This window comes from Caballeronia grimmiae, from assembly GCF_022879615.1.
Classification (GTDB): domain Bacteria; phylum Pseudomonadota; class Gammaproteobacteria; order Burkholderiales; family Burkholderiaceae; genus Caballeronia; species Caballeronia grimmiae.
Window position 1 is genome coordinate 333,244 of the sequence record NZ_CP084273.1, and the last position, 15,813, is coordinate 349,056.

16 protein-coding genes and 1 pseudogene are annotated in these 15,813 nt (G+C 65.5%); 6 read left to right on the forward strand and 11 right to left on the reverse strand.

What is annotated here, in order from left to right; all coding sequences use genetic code 11:
* Positions 1 to 6: 6 nt before the first annotated feature.
* From LDZ21_RS20785 to LDZ21_RS20800, 4 genes are all read right to left on the reverse strand, one after another.
* Entirely contained in the window at positions 7 to 900 is an 894-nt protein-coding gene (locus LDZ21_RS20785) for an ABC transporter substrate-binding protein (protein WP_244796691.1), read from the reverse strand.
* A 118-nt stretch (positions 901 to 1,018) separates the two neighbouring features.
* On the reverse strand, positions 1,019 to 2,041 hold the full coding sequence (locus tag LDZ21_RS20790; protein ID WP_244796573.1) for an ABC transporter permease subunit: 1,023 nt from the start codon (positions 2,039 to 2,041) through the stop codon (positions 1,019 to 1,021).
* Positions 2,042 to 2,059: 18 nt separating this feature from the next.
* A complete protein-coding gene (locus LDZ21_RS20795) occupies positions 2,060 to 3,616 on the reverse strand; it encodes a sugar ABC transporter ATP-binding protein (protein ID WP_244796574.1) in 1,557 nt (518 codons plus the stop codon).
* Positions 3,606 to 4,865, reverse strand: a complete 1,260-nt coding sequence (locus LDZ21_RS20800; protein ID WP_035968729.1) for an ROK family transcriptional regulator — start codon at positions 4,863 to 4,865, stop codon at positions 3,606 to 3,608. Before LDZ21_RS20800 ends, LDZ21_RS20795 begins: the two co-directional genes overlap by 11 nt.
* Before the next feature lie 228 nt (positions 4,866 to 5,093).
* On the opposite strand from LDZ21_RS20800, the pseudogene LDZ21_RS20805 reads away from it, so the two are divergent.
* The 3 genes and pseudogenes from LDZ21_RS20805 (at position 5,094) to LDZ21_RS31430 (ending at position 7,312) form a co-directional block, all read left to right on the forward strand.
* Positions 5,094 to 5,601: pseudogene (locus LDZ21_RS20805) on the forward strand (GAF domain-containing protein).
* Between the two features lie 47 nt (positions 5,602 to 5,648).
* Entirely contained in the window at positions 5,649 to 6,629 is a 981-nt protein-coding gene (locus LDZ21_RS20810; protein ID WP_244796575.1) for a substrate-binding domain-containing protein, read from the forward strand.
* A 254-nt stretch (positions 6,630 to 6,883) separates the two neighbouring features.
* On the forward strand, positions 6,884 to 7,312 hold the full coding sequence (locus LDZ21_RS31430; protein WP_404980716.1) for a type VI secretion system baseplate subunit TssG: 429 nt from the start codon (positions 6,884 to 6,886) through the stop codon (positions 7,310 to 7,312).
* Positions 7,313 to 7,318: 6 nt separating this feature from the next.
* On the opposite strand, the gene LDZ21_RS20815 is transcribed toward LDZ21_RS31430, so the two are convergent.
* Positions 7,319 to 8,500 carry a fumarylacetoacetate hydrolase family protein gene (locus LDZ21_RS20815; protein WP_244796576.1) on the reverse strand — a complete coding sequence of 394 codons (1,182 nt, stop codon included), beginning with the start codon at positions 8,498 to 8,500 and terminating at the stop codon, positions 7,319 to 7,321.
* Positions 8,501 to 8,623: 123 nt separating this feature from the next.
* On the opposite strand from LDZ21_RS20815, the gene LDZ21_RS20820 reads away from it, so the two are divergent.
* A complete protein-coding gene (locus LDZ21_RS20820; RefSeq protein ID WP_244796577.1) occupies positions 8,624 to 9,376 on the forward strand; it encodes an IclR family transcriptional regulator in 753 nt (250 codons plus the stop codon).
* Between the two features lie 33 nt (positions 9,377 to 9,409).
* Here LDZ21_RS20820 and LDZ21_RS20825 read toward each other — a convergent pair whose 3' ends face one another.
* Positions 9,410 to 9,928, reverse strand: a complete 519-nt coding sequence (locus LDZ21_RS20825; protein WP_244796578.1) for a universal stress protein — start codon at positions 9,926 to 9,928, stop codon at positions 9,410 to 9,412.
* A 104-nt stretch (positions 9,929 to 10,032) separates the two neighbouring features.
* A complete protein-coding gene (locus tag LDZ21_RS20830; protein ID WP_244796579.1) occupies positions 10,033 to 10,272 on the reverse strand; it encodes a hypothetical protein in 240 nt (79 codons plus the stop codon).
* A 213-nt stretch (positions 10,273 to 10,485) separates the two neighbouring features.
* On the opposite strand from LDZ21_RS20830, the gene LDZ21_RS20835 reads away from it, so the two are divergent.
* Positions 10,486 to 10,953 carry a response regulator gene (locus LDZ21_RS20835; protein WP_244796580.1) on the forward strand — a complete coding sequence of 156 codons (468 nt, stop codon included), beginning with the start codon at positions 10,486 to 10,488 and terminating at the stop codon, positions 10,951 to 10,953.
* A gap of 61 nt (positions 10,954 to 11,014) precedes the next feature.
* Here LDZ21_RS20835 and LDZ21_RS20840 read toward each other — a convergent pair whose 3' ends face one another.
* Entirely contained in the window at positions 11,015 to 11,428 is a 414-nt protein-coding gene (locus LDZ21_RS20840) for a hypothetical protein (RefSeq protein WP_244796581.1), read from the reverse strand.
* A gap of 218 nt (positions 11,429 to 11,646) precedes the next feature.
* A complete protein-coding gene (locus LDZ21_RS20845; RefSeq protein WP_244796582.1) occupies positions 11,647 to 12,618 on the reverse strand; it encodes a serine hydrolase domain-containing protein in 972 nt (323 codons plus the stop codon).
* A 214-nt stretch (positions 12,619 to 12,832) separates the two neighbouring features.
* On the opposite strand from LDZ21_RS20845, the gene LDZ21_RS20850 reads away from it, so the two are divergent.
* Complete coding sequence (locus LDZ21_RS20850; RefSeq protein ID WP_244796583.1) at positions 12,833 to 14,260, forward strand: AarF/UbiB family protein; 1,428 nt, start codon at positions 12,833 to 12,835, stop codon at positions 14,258 to 14,260.
* Here LDZ21_RS20850 and LDZ21_RS20855 read toward each other — a convergent pair.
* Together LDZ21_RS20855 and LDZ21_RS20860 are read right to left on the reverse strand one after the other, a co-directional pair.
* Positions 14,257 to 15,057: an IclR family transcriptional regulator gene (locus LDZ21_RS20855; RefSeq protein WP_244796584.1), complete on the reverse strand. Its 801-nt coding sequence runs from the start codon at positions 15,055 to 15,057 to the stop codon at positions 14,257 to 14,259. The genes LDZ21_RS20850 and LDZ21_RS20855 overlap by 4 nt on opposite strands.
* A 30-nt stretch (positions 15,058 to 15,087) precedes the next feature.
* Positions 15,088 to 15,813 (reverse strand): SDR family NAD(P)-dependent oxidoreductase, encoded by a 726-nt coding sequence (locus tag LDZ21_RS20860; RefSeq protein ID WP_244796585.1) that lies wholly within the window; start codon positions 15,811 to 15,813, stop codon positions 15,088 to 15,090.

Sequence of the window (15,813 nt, forward strand, 5' to 3'; positions counted from 1 at the left end):
CGCCGATCAATGCGGTGCCGACCAGCCCTTGTAGTTGGCGACGTTCTCACGCGTGACGAGCGTCGACGGCATAAGGATCATCGTGCTGCTGGGCTTCTGGCCGTTCATCAGCCCGTAGCCCACGCTTACCGCCTGCTGCGCCATCGACCACGGGTCCTGGCTCGCGGATGCCTGAATCAGCGTGTCCGCCTTCAGCGCGGTCTCGATATCGGGCGCGCCGTCCACCGACGTGATTACGATGTTCTTGCGCTGCAACTGCTTCGCCGCGAGATCGCTGCCGATCGCTTGCGGATCGTTGATCGCGAAGAGGCCGTCGAGTTTCGGGAAGCGCGTGAGATAGCCCTGCATCGCGTTCATGCCGCCTTCGCGCGAGCCTTTCGCGTCCTGATCGTCGGACAGCACCTTGATGCCCGGATTCTTCGCGAGCACCGTCTTGCAGCCGTTCACGCGGTCGATCACCGCCGACACCTGCGGCCCGTTCTCGATCACGACATTGCCCTTGCCGTTGAGCTTCTTCGCGAGGAAGTCGCACGCGAGTTCGCCCGCCTGCACGTTGTTGGTCTGCACGGTGGCGTCCGCGCCCGCCGCGGCGACGTCGACCGCGACCACGACGATGCCCGCCGCCTTCGCCTTCTTCACCGCCGGCTCGATCGCCTTCGGATCGACGGCGTTGATGAGGATCATGTCCACGTGCGCGGAGATGAAGTTGTCGATCTGCGTGAACTGCTTGTTCATGTCGTAATCGGACGATACGGCCGTCACCCGCACGTTCGGATTGATCGTTTTCGCCTTCGCTTCCGCGCCCTTCGCAATGGTCACGAAGTACGGATTGCCGAGCGATCCGACCGTGATGCCGATCGCCTTCAGCGGCTTGTCGGCGGCGTGAGCGGTGAGCGTCATCGTGAATCCGAGCGCGAGTGCGACGCTCGCGAACAGCCTGTTGTGCTTGCGCATGCTGGTTGTCTCCGGTTGTTTCGTTGGTTTCGTTGATATGGATGCTGCAACTTGCAAGGCCACGCTAGGTCCGCGCCGATCCGCGCTGACGGTAACGGTCGAGCGCCACCGCGCCGATGATCACGAGCCCCTTGATGATGTACTGCCAGATATCCGATACGCCCAGCAGCACGAGCCCGTTCGACAACACGGCGATGATGAGCGCGCCAATCAGCGTGCCGACGATCGACCCGACGCCGCCGACGAAGCTCGTGCCGCCAAGAATGACCGCCGCGATCGCGTCGAGTTCATACGACTGGCCCAGTTGCAGGCCGTTGGCCGCATAAAGCCGCGCTGCCGACATCACCGCGCCGAGTCCTGCGAGCAGGCCGGAGATCGCGTAGACAAACATCTGGATGCCCCACACCTTGATGCCCGACAGCCGCGCCGCTTCGGGATTGCCGCCGACCGAGTAGATGCGCAGGCCGAGCACCGTGCGTCGCAGAATGAACCACGAAATGATGACCACCGCAAGCGCGATGATCACGAGCCAGGGCACGCCGAGCACCGTGTCGTTGCCGATGAACGCGAACGGCAGTTGCGGATTGAAGATCGTCGTGTCGTGGCCGATCAGCCGCGCGATGCCGCGCACGGCCGTCAGCGAGCCGAGCGTCACGATGAACGGCGGCAGCTTCAGCAGCGCGATCAGTGCGCCGTTGACGACGCCGAAGCCGAGCCCGACCGCGAGCGCGGCGGGAATGCCGAGCCAGCCCATGCCTTGCAGGTTCGATGCGAGGAGCGCCGTGACCGCCGCCGCCGACAGCACTGACCCCACGGACAGATCGATGCCGCCCGTCAGAATCACGAAGGTCATGCCCGCCGCGAGCACGATGTTGATCGACGCCTGCTGCGTGACGATCGACATGTTCTGCAAGCTGGAGAAGCCATCGGTGACGATGCCGAAGCCGATGCACAGCAGGATCAGCACCGGCAGCATGCCGGCGGTGCGCATGAGAACCTGCATGCGCTCGCGATGCTCGATGCGCGTCTGCCGCTCCGCCACGCTCGACGCGGCGACCTTGTCGTGCTGCTTGGTCATGTTGCTCATGTCTCTCTCCGATATGTCCTACGCCGCCTGATCGAGCGCGGCCCGCGAGCCGGTCGCCAGTTCGATGATTCCTTCCTGCGAGATCGGCTTGCCCGAATGCCCGCCCAGTTCGCCCGCAATCTCGCCTTCACGCATCACGAGCACGCGATCCGCCACGCCGATCACTTCCGGCAGCTCGCTCGATATCACGATCACGCCGACGCCCGAACGCGCGAGGTCATTGATGATTCGATAAATCTCCGACTTCGCGCCGATATCGACGCCGCGTGTCGGCTCGTCGAGGATCAGCACTTCGGGCTTCGTTTCGAGCAGGCGGGAGAGCAGCACCTTCTGCTGGTTGCCGCCCGACAGCGCGCCCACGTTCACGCGCATGTTCGGCACACGGATCGTCAGCGCGGCGATCGCGTCCTTCGCACGGCTGTTGCCGCGTGCGACGTCCATTACGCCGGCCTTCGCGTCGCGTCCGGCAACCGTGATGTTGATGTTGTCGCGCACGCTCATGTCGAGGAAAAGGCCCTGGCCCTTGCGGTCTTCGGTGAGATAGACGAGGCCCGCGTCGATGGCGTCGCGCGGCGTGCGCAGTCTGAGCGGCTTGCCGTGCATCGACACTTCGCCGCGCGTGCGCTCTTCCGCGCCGAAGATCAGGCGCGCCAGTTCCGTGCGGCCCGCGCCAACCAGCCCCGCGATGCCGAGCACTTCGCCCGCGTGGAGATCGAGACTGCAGCCGCGCACGCGGTTGTCATCGGCGATATCGCGCACGGACAGCACGACGTTGCCCGGATCGTACGGCGCGTGTTCCTTTTTGTAGAAGCCGGAAATGTCGCGGCCGACCATCATCCGCACGAGACTTTCGGCGGACAGTTCGTCGCGCATCAGCGTGCCGACGTAAGCGCCGTCGCGCAGCACCGAGACGCGATCCGACAACTCGTAGATTTCCGCCATCCGGTGACTGATGTAGATGATCGCGATGCCTTCCGCGCGCAGTTGGCGCACGAGCTCGAACAGGCGATCGGTTTCGCGCGAGGAGAGCGGCGTCGTCGGTTCGTCCATCACGAGGATGCGCGCGTTCGCATGCACGGCTCGCGCGATTTCGACGAGTTGCCGCTCCGCGATCGACAGATCGCCGACGAGCGTATGCGGCTTGAACGCTGCGCCCAGTCGCTTGAGCACATCGGTGCAGCCGCGCTCCATGCCCGCGCGATCGACCAGCCGCCCGCGACGCAGTTCGCGCCCGGCGTAGACGTTTTCCGCGACCGACAGATTCGGCGCGAGACTCAGCTCCTGATAGATCACCGCGACGCCGAGCGAGCGCGCGGCGAGCGGGCCGTCGATGGTCACGGTCTTGCCGTCGATGAAAATCTCGCCGCCCGCGTCGGCCTGATACGCGCCGGACAGAATTTTCATCAGCGTGGATTTGCCGGCGCCGTTTTCGCCCATCAGCGAATGCACTTCGCCGGGATAGACGGACAGGCGCACGTCGTTCAGCGCGCGCACGCCGGGAAAAGTCTTGCTGATGCCGCGCATTTCGAGCAGCGGCGTGCCGGATTTAGGCGATCCGGGGGAATCATGCGGCATGGTTGACCTCCTGCGATTTGACGCCTGCGCCGCGATGCAGCCCCACGCGCGGCGAGAAGTTGAAGAACATCGGCAGCGTGGCCGCACCGATCGCACCCGCGTCCGGGCCGAAACTGCCGCGCACGATCGCCGGCGTGCCGCGCGCTTCGGGCGCGTTGGCGGTCATCGTCGCAACAAGACGCCCGATGATGCGGTCGAGCAGGCCGCCGTCGATATCGGAGTCGAGCACGACCATCGGCACGTCGAGCACGCACAGCGTCGTGCGCAGGGCGGGCGCGAGGGCTTCGATACAGTCGTCGATCCATTCGTCGACGGCGGGCAGACGCCGCTCGATGCACGCCTGCAAGTCGATGCGGTTGTCCGCCGCCGCGCCGCAATGGCGCAGATGCCGCGCGAGCGCATTGAGCGACGCCCGCGACAACAGGATGTCCCACTGGCGCGGCGGCTGCGGCGCCGACGGCAGGCGGCTCGGCGGCACCGGAATGACGCCGATATCGCCCGCGTTGCCGGTCGCGCCGCGCAGACAGTCGCCGTCGATCGCGATGCCGCCTCCGATCGCCGAGCCTAGGAACAGATAGACGAAGTCGTCGCAGCGGCGGCCGTGGCCGTAGAACAGTTCGGCGATCGCGGCGGCGTTGCCGTCGTTTTCGCCGAATACCGGCAGGCCGATGGCGCGCGAAAGCGCGGCGGGGAAATCGGTTTCGTCCCAGGCGCGGAAGGTGTCGGCGCTGACCGTGTCGGCGCTGACGCCAAGTTCGCGCAGCCACGCGCCGAGGTTGTACGGTTGCGCGACGCCGACGCCCGTCAGCCGCTCGCGTTCGGCCGCGCTCAGCAACCCGAGCATGTTGTCGATGTCGCGCTGCACGATGCCGAGCACGTCCGACGGATGCGGCAGCACGGTGTCGAGCGCGCTGCGGGCGAGCACATCGCCGGCGAAGTTGACGAGCACCGTCTCGATGCTCGTGCGATCCAGCCGCACGCCGATGCCGAACGCGCCGCGCGGATCGAGCCGCAGCAGGGACGCGGGCTGGCCGCGCTGGCCGTCGAGCCGCCGTCCGGTGTATTCGATGAGGCCGTCTTGCGCCAGCGAATCGACGATGCCGCCGACCGCCGTGCTCGTCAGATTCGCGTGACGCGCAAGTTCGGCTTTGGATGCCGGTTCGTTGCGGCGCAGCGTTTGCAGCAGCAAACGCTCGTTGTAACGGCGCACGGTTGCAGAGTTGCTGCCTCTGCCGCTCGGGGATTTCACGCGACGTCTCCGGGGGTGACTGGCCGTCGTTTGCGATCTGCGGCCATTAATTAAATCAAGTTGATTTATTTAATAACGATTGCTGCTTGCTGTAAACGAGGGATATCCCGAATCCGGCTTCGAAAGACGGCTGCGGCAGGCCGCCGAAACTACAGTAGGCGTCAGGGCTTGCAGTCGGCTTGCGATATTTGCTGTGCTATCTTCATCGACACTTTTCGGGATGCCGCCATGTACACGCTTTCCACCACCGCTCACGCGACGAAGGCCGCGCAATACGACGACCCTGTTGCAGCAGGCGCGCTCGCTGATCGGCGATGAAATCGACTTCACCGCGAACGCGGCCAACTTCGCGTCGCTCGTTTATCACACGTTGCCGGATCTCAACTGGGCGGGCTTCTATTTGTTCGATGGCGACGAGCTCGTCGTCGGCCCGTTCCAGGGCAAGCCGGCGTGCGTGCGCATCGCGCTTGGACGCGGCGTGTGCGGCACGGCGGCGCGCGAACGCAAGACGCAAGTCGTCCCCGACGTCGATGCGTTTCCCGGACACATCGCGTGCGATTCGGCATCGCGCTCGGAGATCGTCGTGCCGCTCGTCGCGGGCGATGGCACGCTGATCGGCGTGTGGGACGTGGACAGCCCCGTCCCCGGCCGCTTCGACGATGAAGACGCGGCGGGCATGGAAGCGCTATGTGCGGCGTTCATCGCGCTGGCGTGGGAAGAGCGTGACGAATCGTGACCTCGTCCGTCTAAAATGAGGCGACCGCCGATTCCCGTCTCGCCTCCATGAGAAGCCCTGTCCGCCGCCGTCTGCTCACCGCCTGCGCCCTGAGCGCGTGCGGACTCGCGACCATTCGCGACGCGGCTGCGCTGCCCGATGCCAAAGCCACCGTCGCGCTCGTGATGAAGTCGCTCGGCGATCCGTTTGTCGCCTCGATGATCGACGGCGCGAAGAACTACCAGCGCCATTACGCATCGCAACTGGACCTGACGACGCACGGCACACTCACCGACAACGATGTCGCGGGTCAGGCGCGCATTATCGAGTCATTGGTCGAGGCGAAGGTGAACGCGATCGTCATTGCGCCGACCGATTCGAAGGCGCTCGTGCCGGCCGTCGCGAAGGCGATTGCGGCGGGGACCATCGTGATCGCTATCGACAATCCCTTTGACGACGATGCGCAGGACGCCGCTCACGTGACGATTCCGTTCGTCGGCCCGGACAGCCGGCGCGGCGCGCGGCTCGTCGGTGCGTATCTGGGCTCCAGGCTGAAGGCGGGCGATGAGGTGGGCATCATCGAAGGGCCGCCCAACGATCGCAATGCGCAGCAACGCACCACCGGCTTTCGCGAAGCGATGACGGCGGCGCAGATGCGCGTCACGGCGCTCGACACCGGCGACTGGACCTTCGAGAGCGGCAAGTCTATCGCGCTGCGGATGCTGTACGCGCATCCCGGCTTGCGCGGCATGCTGTGCGCGAACGACAACATCGCGATGGGCGCGATCGATGCGATCCGCATCGCGGGCAAGAAGGGGCAGGTGCTGGTGACGGGGTACAACAATATCGACGCCGTCCAACCGATGCTCGATGACGGCCGCATGCTCGCGACCGTCGAACAATTTGGCGCGCGGCAGGCGGTGTTTGGAATCGACGTGGCGGTGAAGGCGTTGGTGGAACGGCGGCGGCAGGGAGACTTGTCGCCGTTTATGGAGACGCCGGTGCAAGTAGTGACGAAGGGGCGGGGGGGACGGTTTGGGGGGAAGTGAGACGAACACCGTATGCTGCCGGACGTCCAACGCTATGCGCTTCGAACGAAGCGCTTGTAGGCCGGGGTTTGGGACACGGCCTAGGGCGTAGGCGCGATGGTGGACTCGGTGACAAGAGCATGCAACGACGTCGTTGATGCCGGTTTAGGAGCGCCGCCCGGTGGAGTTGGATAGTCAAACTATGAGCTGACGGAGCGGGGCATTGCCTCGAACGCTGCTGCGGCACGAGCCGATCTCGGCAGTGCAAGTCGCACTTGCATCATCAACCTTGGCGTTACGGTTTCTTCCCGCCCAAGCGCCGCATTGCGCGACGCCTAACGTCGATCCGATCCGCGCAACTGCTGGCAAGCGCGCCGTTTCGCATCGGCCCGCGTCTCAGTCTCGCCTTCACCCGAAACGAAATTGCGGACGCCCGGCTGAACGACCGAAGACCGCATATCCGGCTCTTCGGCCTGAGCATGCTAGGCCCCCATGGACCGCTGCCGCCCCACATCACCGAAATCGCAGGCAAACGCAAAGAACACCGCGAGCACCCGACGCTCGGCAACTTCCAGCAAATCTTTATCACGTGCTGGATCGCGTGTGGGCGGCAACGCAGGCCACGGCGAGTCTCAATCGACGCGATCAGAAGAAGCGCCTTTCCGTGTATTGGACAAGCGCATCCAGACACGCAATTCGACTAGATTCCCTCACTCTCCCCCCAACACGCCCCGCGCCGCCAGACTCCGATACAACGCCCGCACCCCGAACGTCCACGGCTCAATTTCCGTCGACAGCCGCACCGTATTGACGAGCGCGCCGAGCGTCGGCGTCGAAATAGTCACCACATCGCCAAGATGATGCGTGAAGCCGCCGCCCGCGCTGTCGCGATCCTTGATCGGCGAGAACATCGTGCCGAGGAAAAGCATGAACCCATCCGGGTACTGGTGATGCGCGCCGTGCGTCTGCGCGACGAGGTCCGCGGGATCGCGGCTGATTTCGCTCATGTGACTCACGCCTTCGAGCACGAAGCCATCATCCTTGCCCTCGATGCGCAGCGACACGCTCGTGCCGCGCACGGTGTCCAGCGTGAAGCCGCCGTCGAAGAGGCGCACGAACGGCCCGATCGCGCACGACGCGTTGTTGTCCTTCGCCTTGCCGAGCAACAGCGCGCTGCGGCCTTCGATATCGCGCAGGTTCACGTCGTTGCCAAGCGTCGCGCCGACGATCTCGCCGCGCGCATTCACCGCCAGCACGATTTCCGGCTCCGGATTGTTCCATTGCGACGTCGGATATAGCCCGACATCCGCGCCGAAGCCCACCGACGACATCGGCTGCGACTTCGAAAACACTTCCGCATCGGGGCCGATGCCGACCTCCATATATTGCGACCACGCCCCGCGCCGCTCCAGCTCCGCCTTCAGCTTCGCCGCGCTTTCCGAACCGGGCACGATCTTCGACAGATCGGCGCCAATCAGCATGTTGATCGTGTCGCGCACTTCCTGCGCCTTCGTCGCGTCGCCGCCGGCCTGCTCCTCGATCACGCGCTCGAGCAGGCTCACCGCGAACGTGACGCCGCACGCCTTGACCGCCTGCACGTCGCACGGAGCAAGCAGACGCGGGCCGCCCGGCGTCGCGTCCAGCGTCGCTTGCAGCACGTCCTGAACGGACCCGAGCGACTCGCCCGGCGCGTTGCGCGCGATATCGACGGCGTCGGGGCGGTCGAAAAGATCGGCGGTCGTCGGGGCGGCGCGGGTGATGTCGAACACTTCGCCGTTACGCACGGCGACGACAGCGGGGCCATCCACCGGCGCGGGACGCCATACACGGCCGATCAGCACGGCATCGGTCAGGTCTTCGGGCAAGCAGGAAGCAATGGAAACGGGCTGCATGAGTCAATCACCGTGCGTCAAAAAAGGGAGAATCGATCGTATCCCGCGTGTTCGTCACTGTCCATTGGTTGCATGTTTGTCCAATATGTTGGAGTATCGCCGATACTTCAGACGACGACTCCCATGGAAAAAGCCTACGACGTTCCCGCGTTGCGTCGCGCGAACGATATCCTCGAAACGCTCGCCGCCGCCGCGAAGCCCGTGCGTGCCGCGACGCTCGCCGAGCAGACGGGGCTCTCGCGCAGCACGCTGTATCTGATGCTGGAAACGCTCGCGCGCATGCAGTGGATCGAGAAGCGCGACGACGGCTACGTGATCGGCGTCGGACTCTTCGAGCTCGGCAACGCGTATGTGCGCCACGACAAGCTGCAGGCCGCGTTTCGCGAGGGCGCCGGCGCGTTCATCAACAAGCACAACGAGGTCGTGCAACTGGCCGTGCTCGACGGCGTGCAGGTGGTGTATGTCGCGCGGGAAGACGCGCATCGGCCGGTGCGGCTCGTCTCCGATCTCGGTTCGCGGCTGCCCGCGCATTGCTGCGCGCTCGGCAAGGCGCTGCTCGCGGGGCTGTCCGATGAAGCGGTCATCAAGCGCCTGCCCGAACGTCTCGAAGCGGTGACGCCGCGCACCATCACTCGCCGCGCCGCGCTGTTGCGCGAACTTGCGGCGATACGCGCGAGCGGTCTCGCCGTCGAGCGCGAAGAAGTCGCGGAAGGGCTCGCATGCTTCGCGGCCTATGTCGGCACGACGCCGGCGGGCAAGCGCGTCGCGGTATCGACGAGCATGCCGATTGGCCGGCTCGATGCACGCCGCGAGAAGCAGATATCCATTGGCATCGTGCAGCTTGCGGAGCAGTTGAGAAGCGCTTTGTCCGCTTGATGCACGATTGCCGCCGTGTCTTCCGTCGCGCGGTCATACCCGCGCCGCCGACGCCGCTTCCATCGCGCGCGTGTTCCCCGTCTCGCGTTCGATGTCCGCGTGAGCGTCCCTCGCGCGATGTGCAGCGATCAGCACATCGCATCGCGTTTGCGTGCAGACGACATCGCGCAGACGCTCGCGGCCCCGGCCCCAGCCCGAATCTGTCTCGCCGCCGAGCACGATGAGATCCGCGCCCGCTTCGTTCGCCGCCTTCGCGATAGCCTCGCCGACCGTCACGCCCGGCGGCAAGGTCACGCTCACCCCTGTTCCGTCGATACCGGCGCTTTCGATCTGCCGCAAGCTGTAGCGGGTAAGCGCGCGAGCGTGATCGTCGATGAGAGCGGCGGTATCGCGCACGTTGCAATCGCCGGTGACGACCGCCCACCACGGCGTGCGATCGACCACATGCAGCGCGGTCAGGCGCGCGTCGCACTCGCGGGCGCGGGCAATCGCGGTAGAAAGTGCGCTCTGGCTGAGACTCGTGCCGACCGCGACGAGAATGTGCTTGTACATGATGACCTCCGGTTCGGATCGCCGCCTCGGAGTCGAAGCGGCATGGGAGGCATGATCGGCCGGGAGAGTTAGCGGTGAATGAGCGGGAAGGGCGATCTCGTCGACTAGCGCCGGCGCTTCTTCCAGTCGTAGCCGGCGGGCGGATCGGCGACGCCCGGCTTGCCGACCGACTGCGGATTCTCGCTGCATAGCGTAACAAAACTGATCGCGTCGCCCTTCGCCTGGCGTTGGCGCAACGCCTCGGCGAAGCGCAAGGCTTCCGCGAGCGCGGTCGGTTCGAATCTTCGATGGCGGGCGTTGCCTTCCGCTCCCGGATCGCCATCGAGCCAATAGACGACAAACATCGTTTCCTCTCGAATGTGACGAACGCGTGGCGCTCGCCGTTGTGCGCCGCCGATGCAAAACCTTCACGATTCCGCCGGCGACGGAGCTATACCCAAGCACCGGGTATTCCCGAAGTGCGCATTCGGCGACCCGCATCCAGTCAAGGACCGTCGACGGATGCTGCGGCGCGGAACGCCGGTTGCTCATCGACACGGTCCATTCGAGGCTAGAACATGCAAACCATGCAACGACAGGCACAGCTACCGGAAGAAGCCGTCTGGCAGATCCCCGAGCGCGCGGCTCATCACGATGAGCCGCGCGTCCTCGTCGCCGACGACGATCTCGACGCCACGCGCGCGCTGTGTCTCGCGCTCGAAGACGCCGACTTCAACGTGCGCGCCGTGCATACCGGCCTCGATGCGGTCACGATCGCGCGCAAGTGGCGGCCCGGCGTAGTGCTGCTCGATCTGATGATGCCGCTCGGCGACGGCTGGGAAGCGGCCGAAGCGATCCGCGCGCTCGACCTGTCGATGCTGCTCATCGCGCACACCGGCCGCACGTCGCCGGACGACCGGGCGCGTGCGCAGCGCACCGGCTTCAATGGCTATTTCATCAAGCCGACCGAACTGGATCGCATGATCCGCGTGATGCGAACATATTACTCGGCGCACGAGGCAGATCGGCGGGTGCGCGAGTGCTGAAGTGCGTGAAGTGCGCCCGGGCCGAGGTGCGCCGGCAAATCGCGTTCGAACGCCCGCGCGGTCAGGCGTTGATGATGCGCCTCGCGGACACTTCGTCCATCGCGACGGCGGGCTGTTCGGTCTCGCACTCGACGTGCTGCCTGAGCACGTCGTCCCAATAGTGACAGTAGCCGGCCCAGAACGGCATCTGCGTCTGCGAGCAGGCATCGCCCGGCAACGGATGTGGCAGCATGCGGCTCAGCCGGACAACTTCCTTGCGTTTCCATTGAAGCAGCGTGCGGCGCGGGCCGCGTATCGCCGGGCAAAGCTCGTTCATCTGCGCGACAGCGTGCCAGAAACCTTCGGCGGGGCGCGACGCCATCATCGTGAGAATCGTCGTGTCCGGGCGCGGCCCGCGCTCGTGACAGATGATCGCGCCGATCTGGCCGAGGATGTACATCGTTCTTTCGATAGATTGGTCGGCGGGCGGCTGCATGGCGTCCTTTATTTTTGATGGTCGTGTTGTGGCGCGGCGTGTCCCGTTCGCGTCGGGAATAAGCCGGGGCCTCTCCCGTCATTCTTGATATTGATACCTTGTTGCGCGAGGGTATAAAGATACCGTATCGAAAATGCTTCACATCGCCTATCGACAAAAAATAACTAATTTTGAGACGAGCGGTCGGAGAAGGAAACGCTTGCCGCGTAGCCTGAAAATCAATCGCCGCCGATCCTCAACACATGCTGCTCGAACAACGCGCGCGCGTGCTTCGTCGCATCGTCGTTATCCGATGTCACCGCCGCGACGATACGTTCCTCCGGCGACACGAAGATGAACTGCTCGCCGAATCCCGCCGCGAAGAAGTAACGCGGCGCGATCCACCAAAGGTAGCCGTAGCGCGCGTCGTGCATCGGCGGGCCGCCTTCGCTGTGCACGGAGATGGCGTCGTCGATGAACGACGCATCGACGAGTTGCGCGTCTTGCCACTTTCCGCGGTCGAGCATCAACGTCCCGAGCTTCGCCATATCGCGTGCGCGCAACATGAGACCGCGGCCCGCGAACGTGTGGCCGTCTTCATCGGCGATCCATTCGTCGGTAGCGATGCCGAGCGGATCGAACAGTCTCTCGCGGACGTACTGCGCGAGCGTTATTCCAGCGACGTTCTCGACCGCGATCGATAGCATTTGCACCGCATGCGAGTCATAGACGAACTGCGTGCCGGGCGCATGAACGATGGGCCGCGACAGCACGAACGTCAGCCGGTCCTCGTCGCCGGCGAAGCGCTCGCACGGACCGAGCACGCAGTCGTCGATGTCGCTCTGTTCCCATTCGAAGCCCGCCGTCATCGTCAGCAGATGCCGCAACGTGATGCTTCGAACGGGCTCGTCGAGCTTAGGATTGCGCGCCGCATCGATGAAGTCGCAGATGGGCGCATCGAGGCTCGGCAGCAATCCTTCTCCGAGCGCGATGCCGACCGCGAGGCCCACCACGCTCTTCGTGACCGAGTTGATGTTCTCGAGCGTATCGGGCGATGCGTCGCCCCGATAATGCTCGAACGCGATGTGACCGTCCCGCACGACGACGAACGCGCGCACACCGCTGCCTTCCGCTTCGAGTGCCTCCCGCAAGGCAGTGAAATGACGTTCCTGATGCCGGCCGTTGGACCCGCTTTCGTGGTTGCTTCGCATGACAAGAGTAGTGGTGAGCCCGTGAGAGCGAAATGCTGCCTCACTGTAAGCGCGCCGGAATCAGGCGTCAATGCGAGATGTGTAGGAACCCGAAGCATAGACGTGTCGGAATGCGCGATCGATGCGCCACGCTGCAACAGGACCGAATCGTGCTACATAATCAGCCAAGCGCGATGCCGCATCTCATCATTCAGTCTCTTTCAGGAACCCAACCGTGCCCGTTCGACGACTCGCGACGCTGTGGCGACTTGGCAGGGCGTTCGTGCGCGAGAGCCGCTCGACGCAGGGCGGCGCGTCGATGGAGCGCATCGCCCGCTTCTTCGCGCTGCATGGGGCGCGCGCCGCGCCGCTCAGCGCGGGCATGCCGGCGTTGACGCAATTGCCGCGCGTGATGACTGTGGCGTCGGGCGTGCTCACGCGCCATCCCGCGCTTGCGGAGACGGCGGTGCGCGTGGCGCTGACCGAAATGGACGGCCTCTTTGCGCCGTACGATGCCGCCCAGTTCCGCGCCGCGTGCGCTTTGTCGATGGCCGCCGCGCCTCGCGCCGATATTGACGGCATCAGTCCGGTGCCGGTGCGCTCGGGCATCGCCGAGCAGACGCACGCCGCACGCATCGATGGCGTTCCGGTGCGCATCACGCTGCTGCGCGCCGATGCGCGCCAGGAACTCATCGACGATCTCGACCTCGCGCTCGCCGCCGCGCGCTTCGCGGAGCGGCGTTCGGCCACGGCGCGCGAACTTCACGCGGCGGAATGCGTGCGCCTGGTCCAGGAAAATGTCCATCCGATGATCGACCTGCGCCAGCGCGCCGCCGATCAAAGCTATCTGCGCTATCGCCTGCGCGACGACGACCGCATCGCTGTGCCCGAGGTGCTCTGGGATTTCTGCAGCGACGCGGTGCTCACGACGCGCGCGATCGACACCGTGCCGCTATCGGATGCTCACGCGCTCGCATCGCATGGCTTGCAGCAGGCCGATCTCGTCGCGACGCTCATCGAAGCGTTCTTCGAAATGGCGCTCGGCCAGGGCTTTTATCACGCGGGACTGGAAGCGGCGGGCGCGCGCGTGAGCATCGAGCCGGCGACGCTCGGACAGATCGTGCTCGAAGCCGACAACCCGATGACGTTCCTCGCCGCGCATGAGCGCGAATTCATGGTCGGCGTATCGAATGCGCTGCTCGAAGGCGATCACAAGGCGGCGGCGCGCATGCATCTCGAGCACGGAAGGCCGGATGCGCACGCGGCGCATCACGAAGTGCGTGTGGAATCGACGTATCGGCGTGAGGCCGAGCGGTTCTCATCGCCGCAAGCGAGCAGGGGAACGGACGTCTCGAATCTGTTCGATGCCCTCGGCGCCGCGCCCGCCGAGCACAGGTTCAGCGCCGCGCACGCGCGGATCGCATCGCGGGCGGTGCTGCTGTCGCGGTCGATGGAGACGATCGAGCGAATGGCGCACGCCGTCGCACCGGATGTCGATGTCTGGCCGATCGCGCGCCGCGTGATCGCGCGGCTCGCGGCGGACCAATTCGGCTGTCACGGCCTCGTCGCGCACCTCGCGCGGGAAGCGACGCACTGGCCGCGGATGTTGCCGCGTCTGCCGACGCTCATCGCCAAACGAGCCGGGGCGGCGCAAAAAGGCTAGACGCGCGTGCCGGGACTCATCCGCTCGGCAATCGCGCGGCACGCGTTGCGCAGCGGCGTGACGTAGGTTTCCATCGGCGTTCCGCTTTTGCGGAACAGCGGAATGCTCACGCTCACGCAGCCGAGCGTCGCGCCGTTCGCGCCGACGATCGCGCTGCCGTAGCAGAAGATCTGCGCTTCGTTCTCTTCGCGATCTTCCGCATAGCCGCGCGCCTGACACGCATCGAGTTCCGCGTCGAGCGCGCTTCGCTCGATGATCGTATTCGGCGTGAAGCGTTCGAGCGCGATCCCGTGCAGCAGCGCATCGCGTTCGGCGTGCGGCAGCGTCGACAAATACGCCTTGCCGACGGAGCTCGAATACAGCGTGACGCGCGTGCCGATGCGCGAGGCCATCCGCACCGCATGCGGACTTTCGAGCTTTTCGACGTACACCATCTCCGCGCCGCTGCGCACGGCGAGGTGCACCGTTTCCTGTGTGGCGTCGCGCAAGGTCTGAAGCGCGTCGGCGGCGGCGATGCGCAAATCCGAGCGTTCCCAGCTCCGGCTCGCGAGCGACATCAGACGCGGGCCGAGCGCATAGCAGCCGACGCGCGCGCCTTCGGTGACGAGCCCTTCCGCCATCAGCGCGCCGACGATGCGATACACCGTCGGACGCGGATAGCCGCTCAGCGTGACGAGGCGCGCGATGGTCGGCGGCTCGGCGGCATCGGCGATCAACTGAAGCACGGCCATGAACTTCGAGAATGCGGCCGTGCCGGTTGCCTTGGCGGTGTCGAGAGAGGCGGGATCGATGGACATATGCGACGAAATGAAAAGCGACGCCCGAATTTACGCCACCAGATAGCCGCCGTCGACTGGGACGATCGCGCCCGTCATGAACGACGCCGCTGGCGACGCCAAAAATGCCACGACACGCGCGACGTCTTCGGGCAGGCCCCAGCGCTTCATCGGCGTGCGATCGAGGATCGCTTGCGAGCGGCCGCCATCGTCCTGAAGCGCCTGCGTGAGCGGCGTCGCGATCCAGCCGGGCGCGACCGCGTTCACCCGGATGCCCTCCGCCGCGTACGCGATGGCAAGCGACTTCGTCAGTTGCGCCACGCCGCCCTTGCTCGCGCTGTACGCGGGCACGAGGCCGCCGCCGAAGAAGGTCAGCATCGACGCGGTGTTGACGATCGCGCCGCCCGTTTTGGCGAGCAGCGGACGCGCGGCGGCGCACATGCGCATCGTGCCGTTCAGATTGACGGCGATTACGCGCTCGAAGGTCTCGATGTCGTGCTCGTCGCCGCGCTTGATCATGCCCGCGCAGTTGACGAGCACGTCGAGCGTGTCGAGACGGGCGAAGAGATCGGCGGTGCTGGCGGCATCGGCGACATCGAGCGCGGCGACTTCGATGCCGGCGAGCGCGTCGCGTTGCGCATCGGTCGGCGCGATGCCGGCAGCGATCACGCGCGCACCGAGCGCCGCGAACTGCTGCGCGATCCCCGCGCCGATGCCCTGCGTGCCGCCGGTCACGACGACGGTCTTGCCCTTGAAGAGATCAGCTTGGAAAGTCAT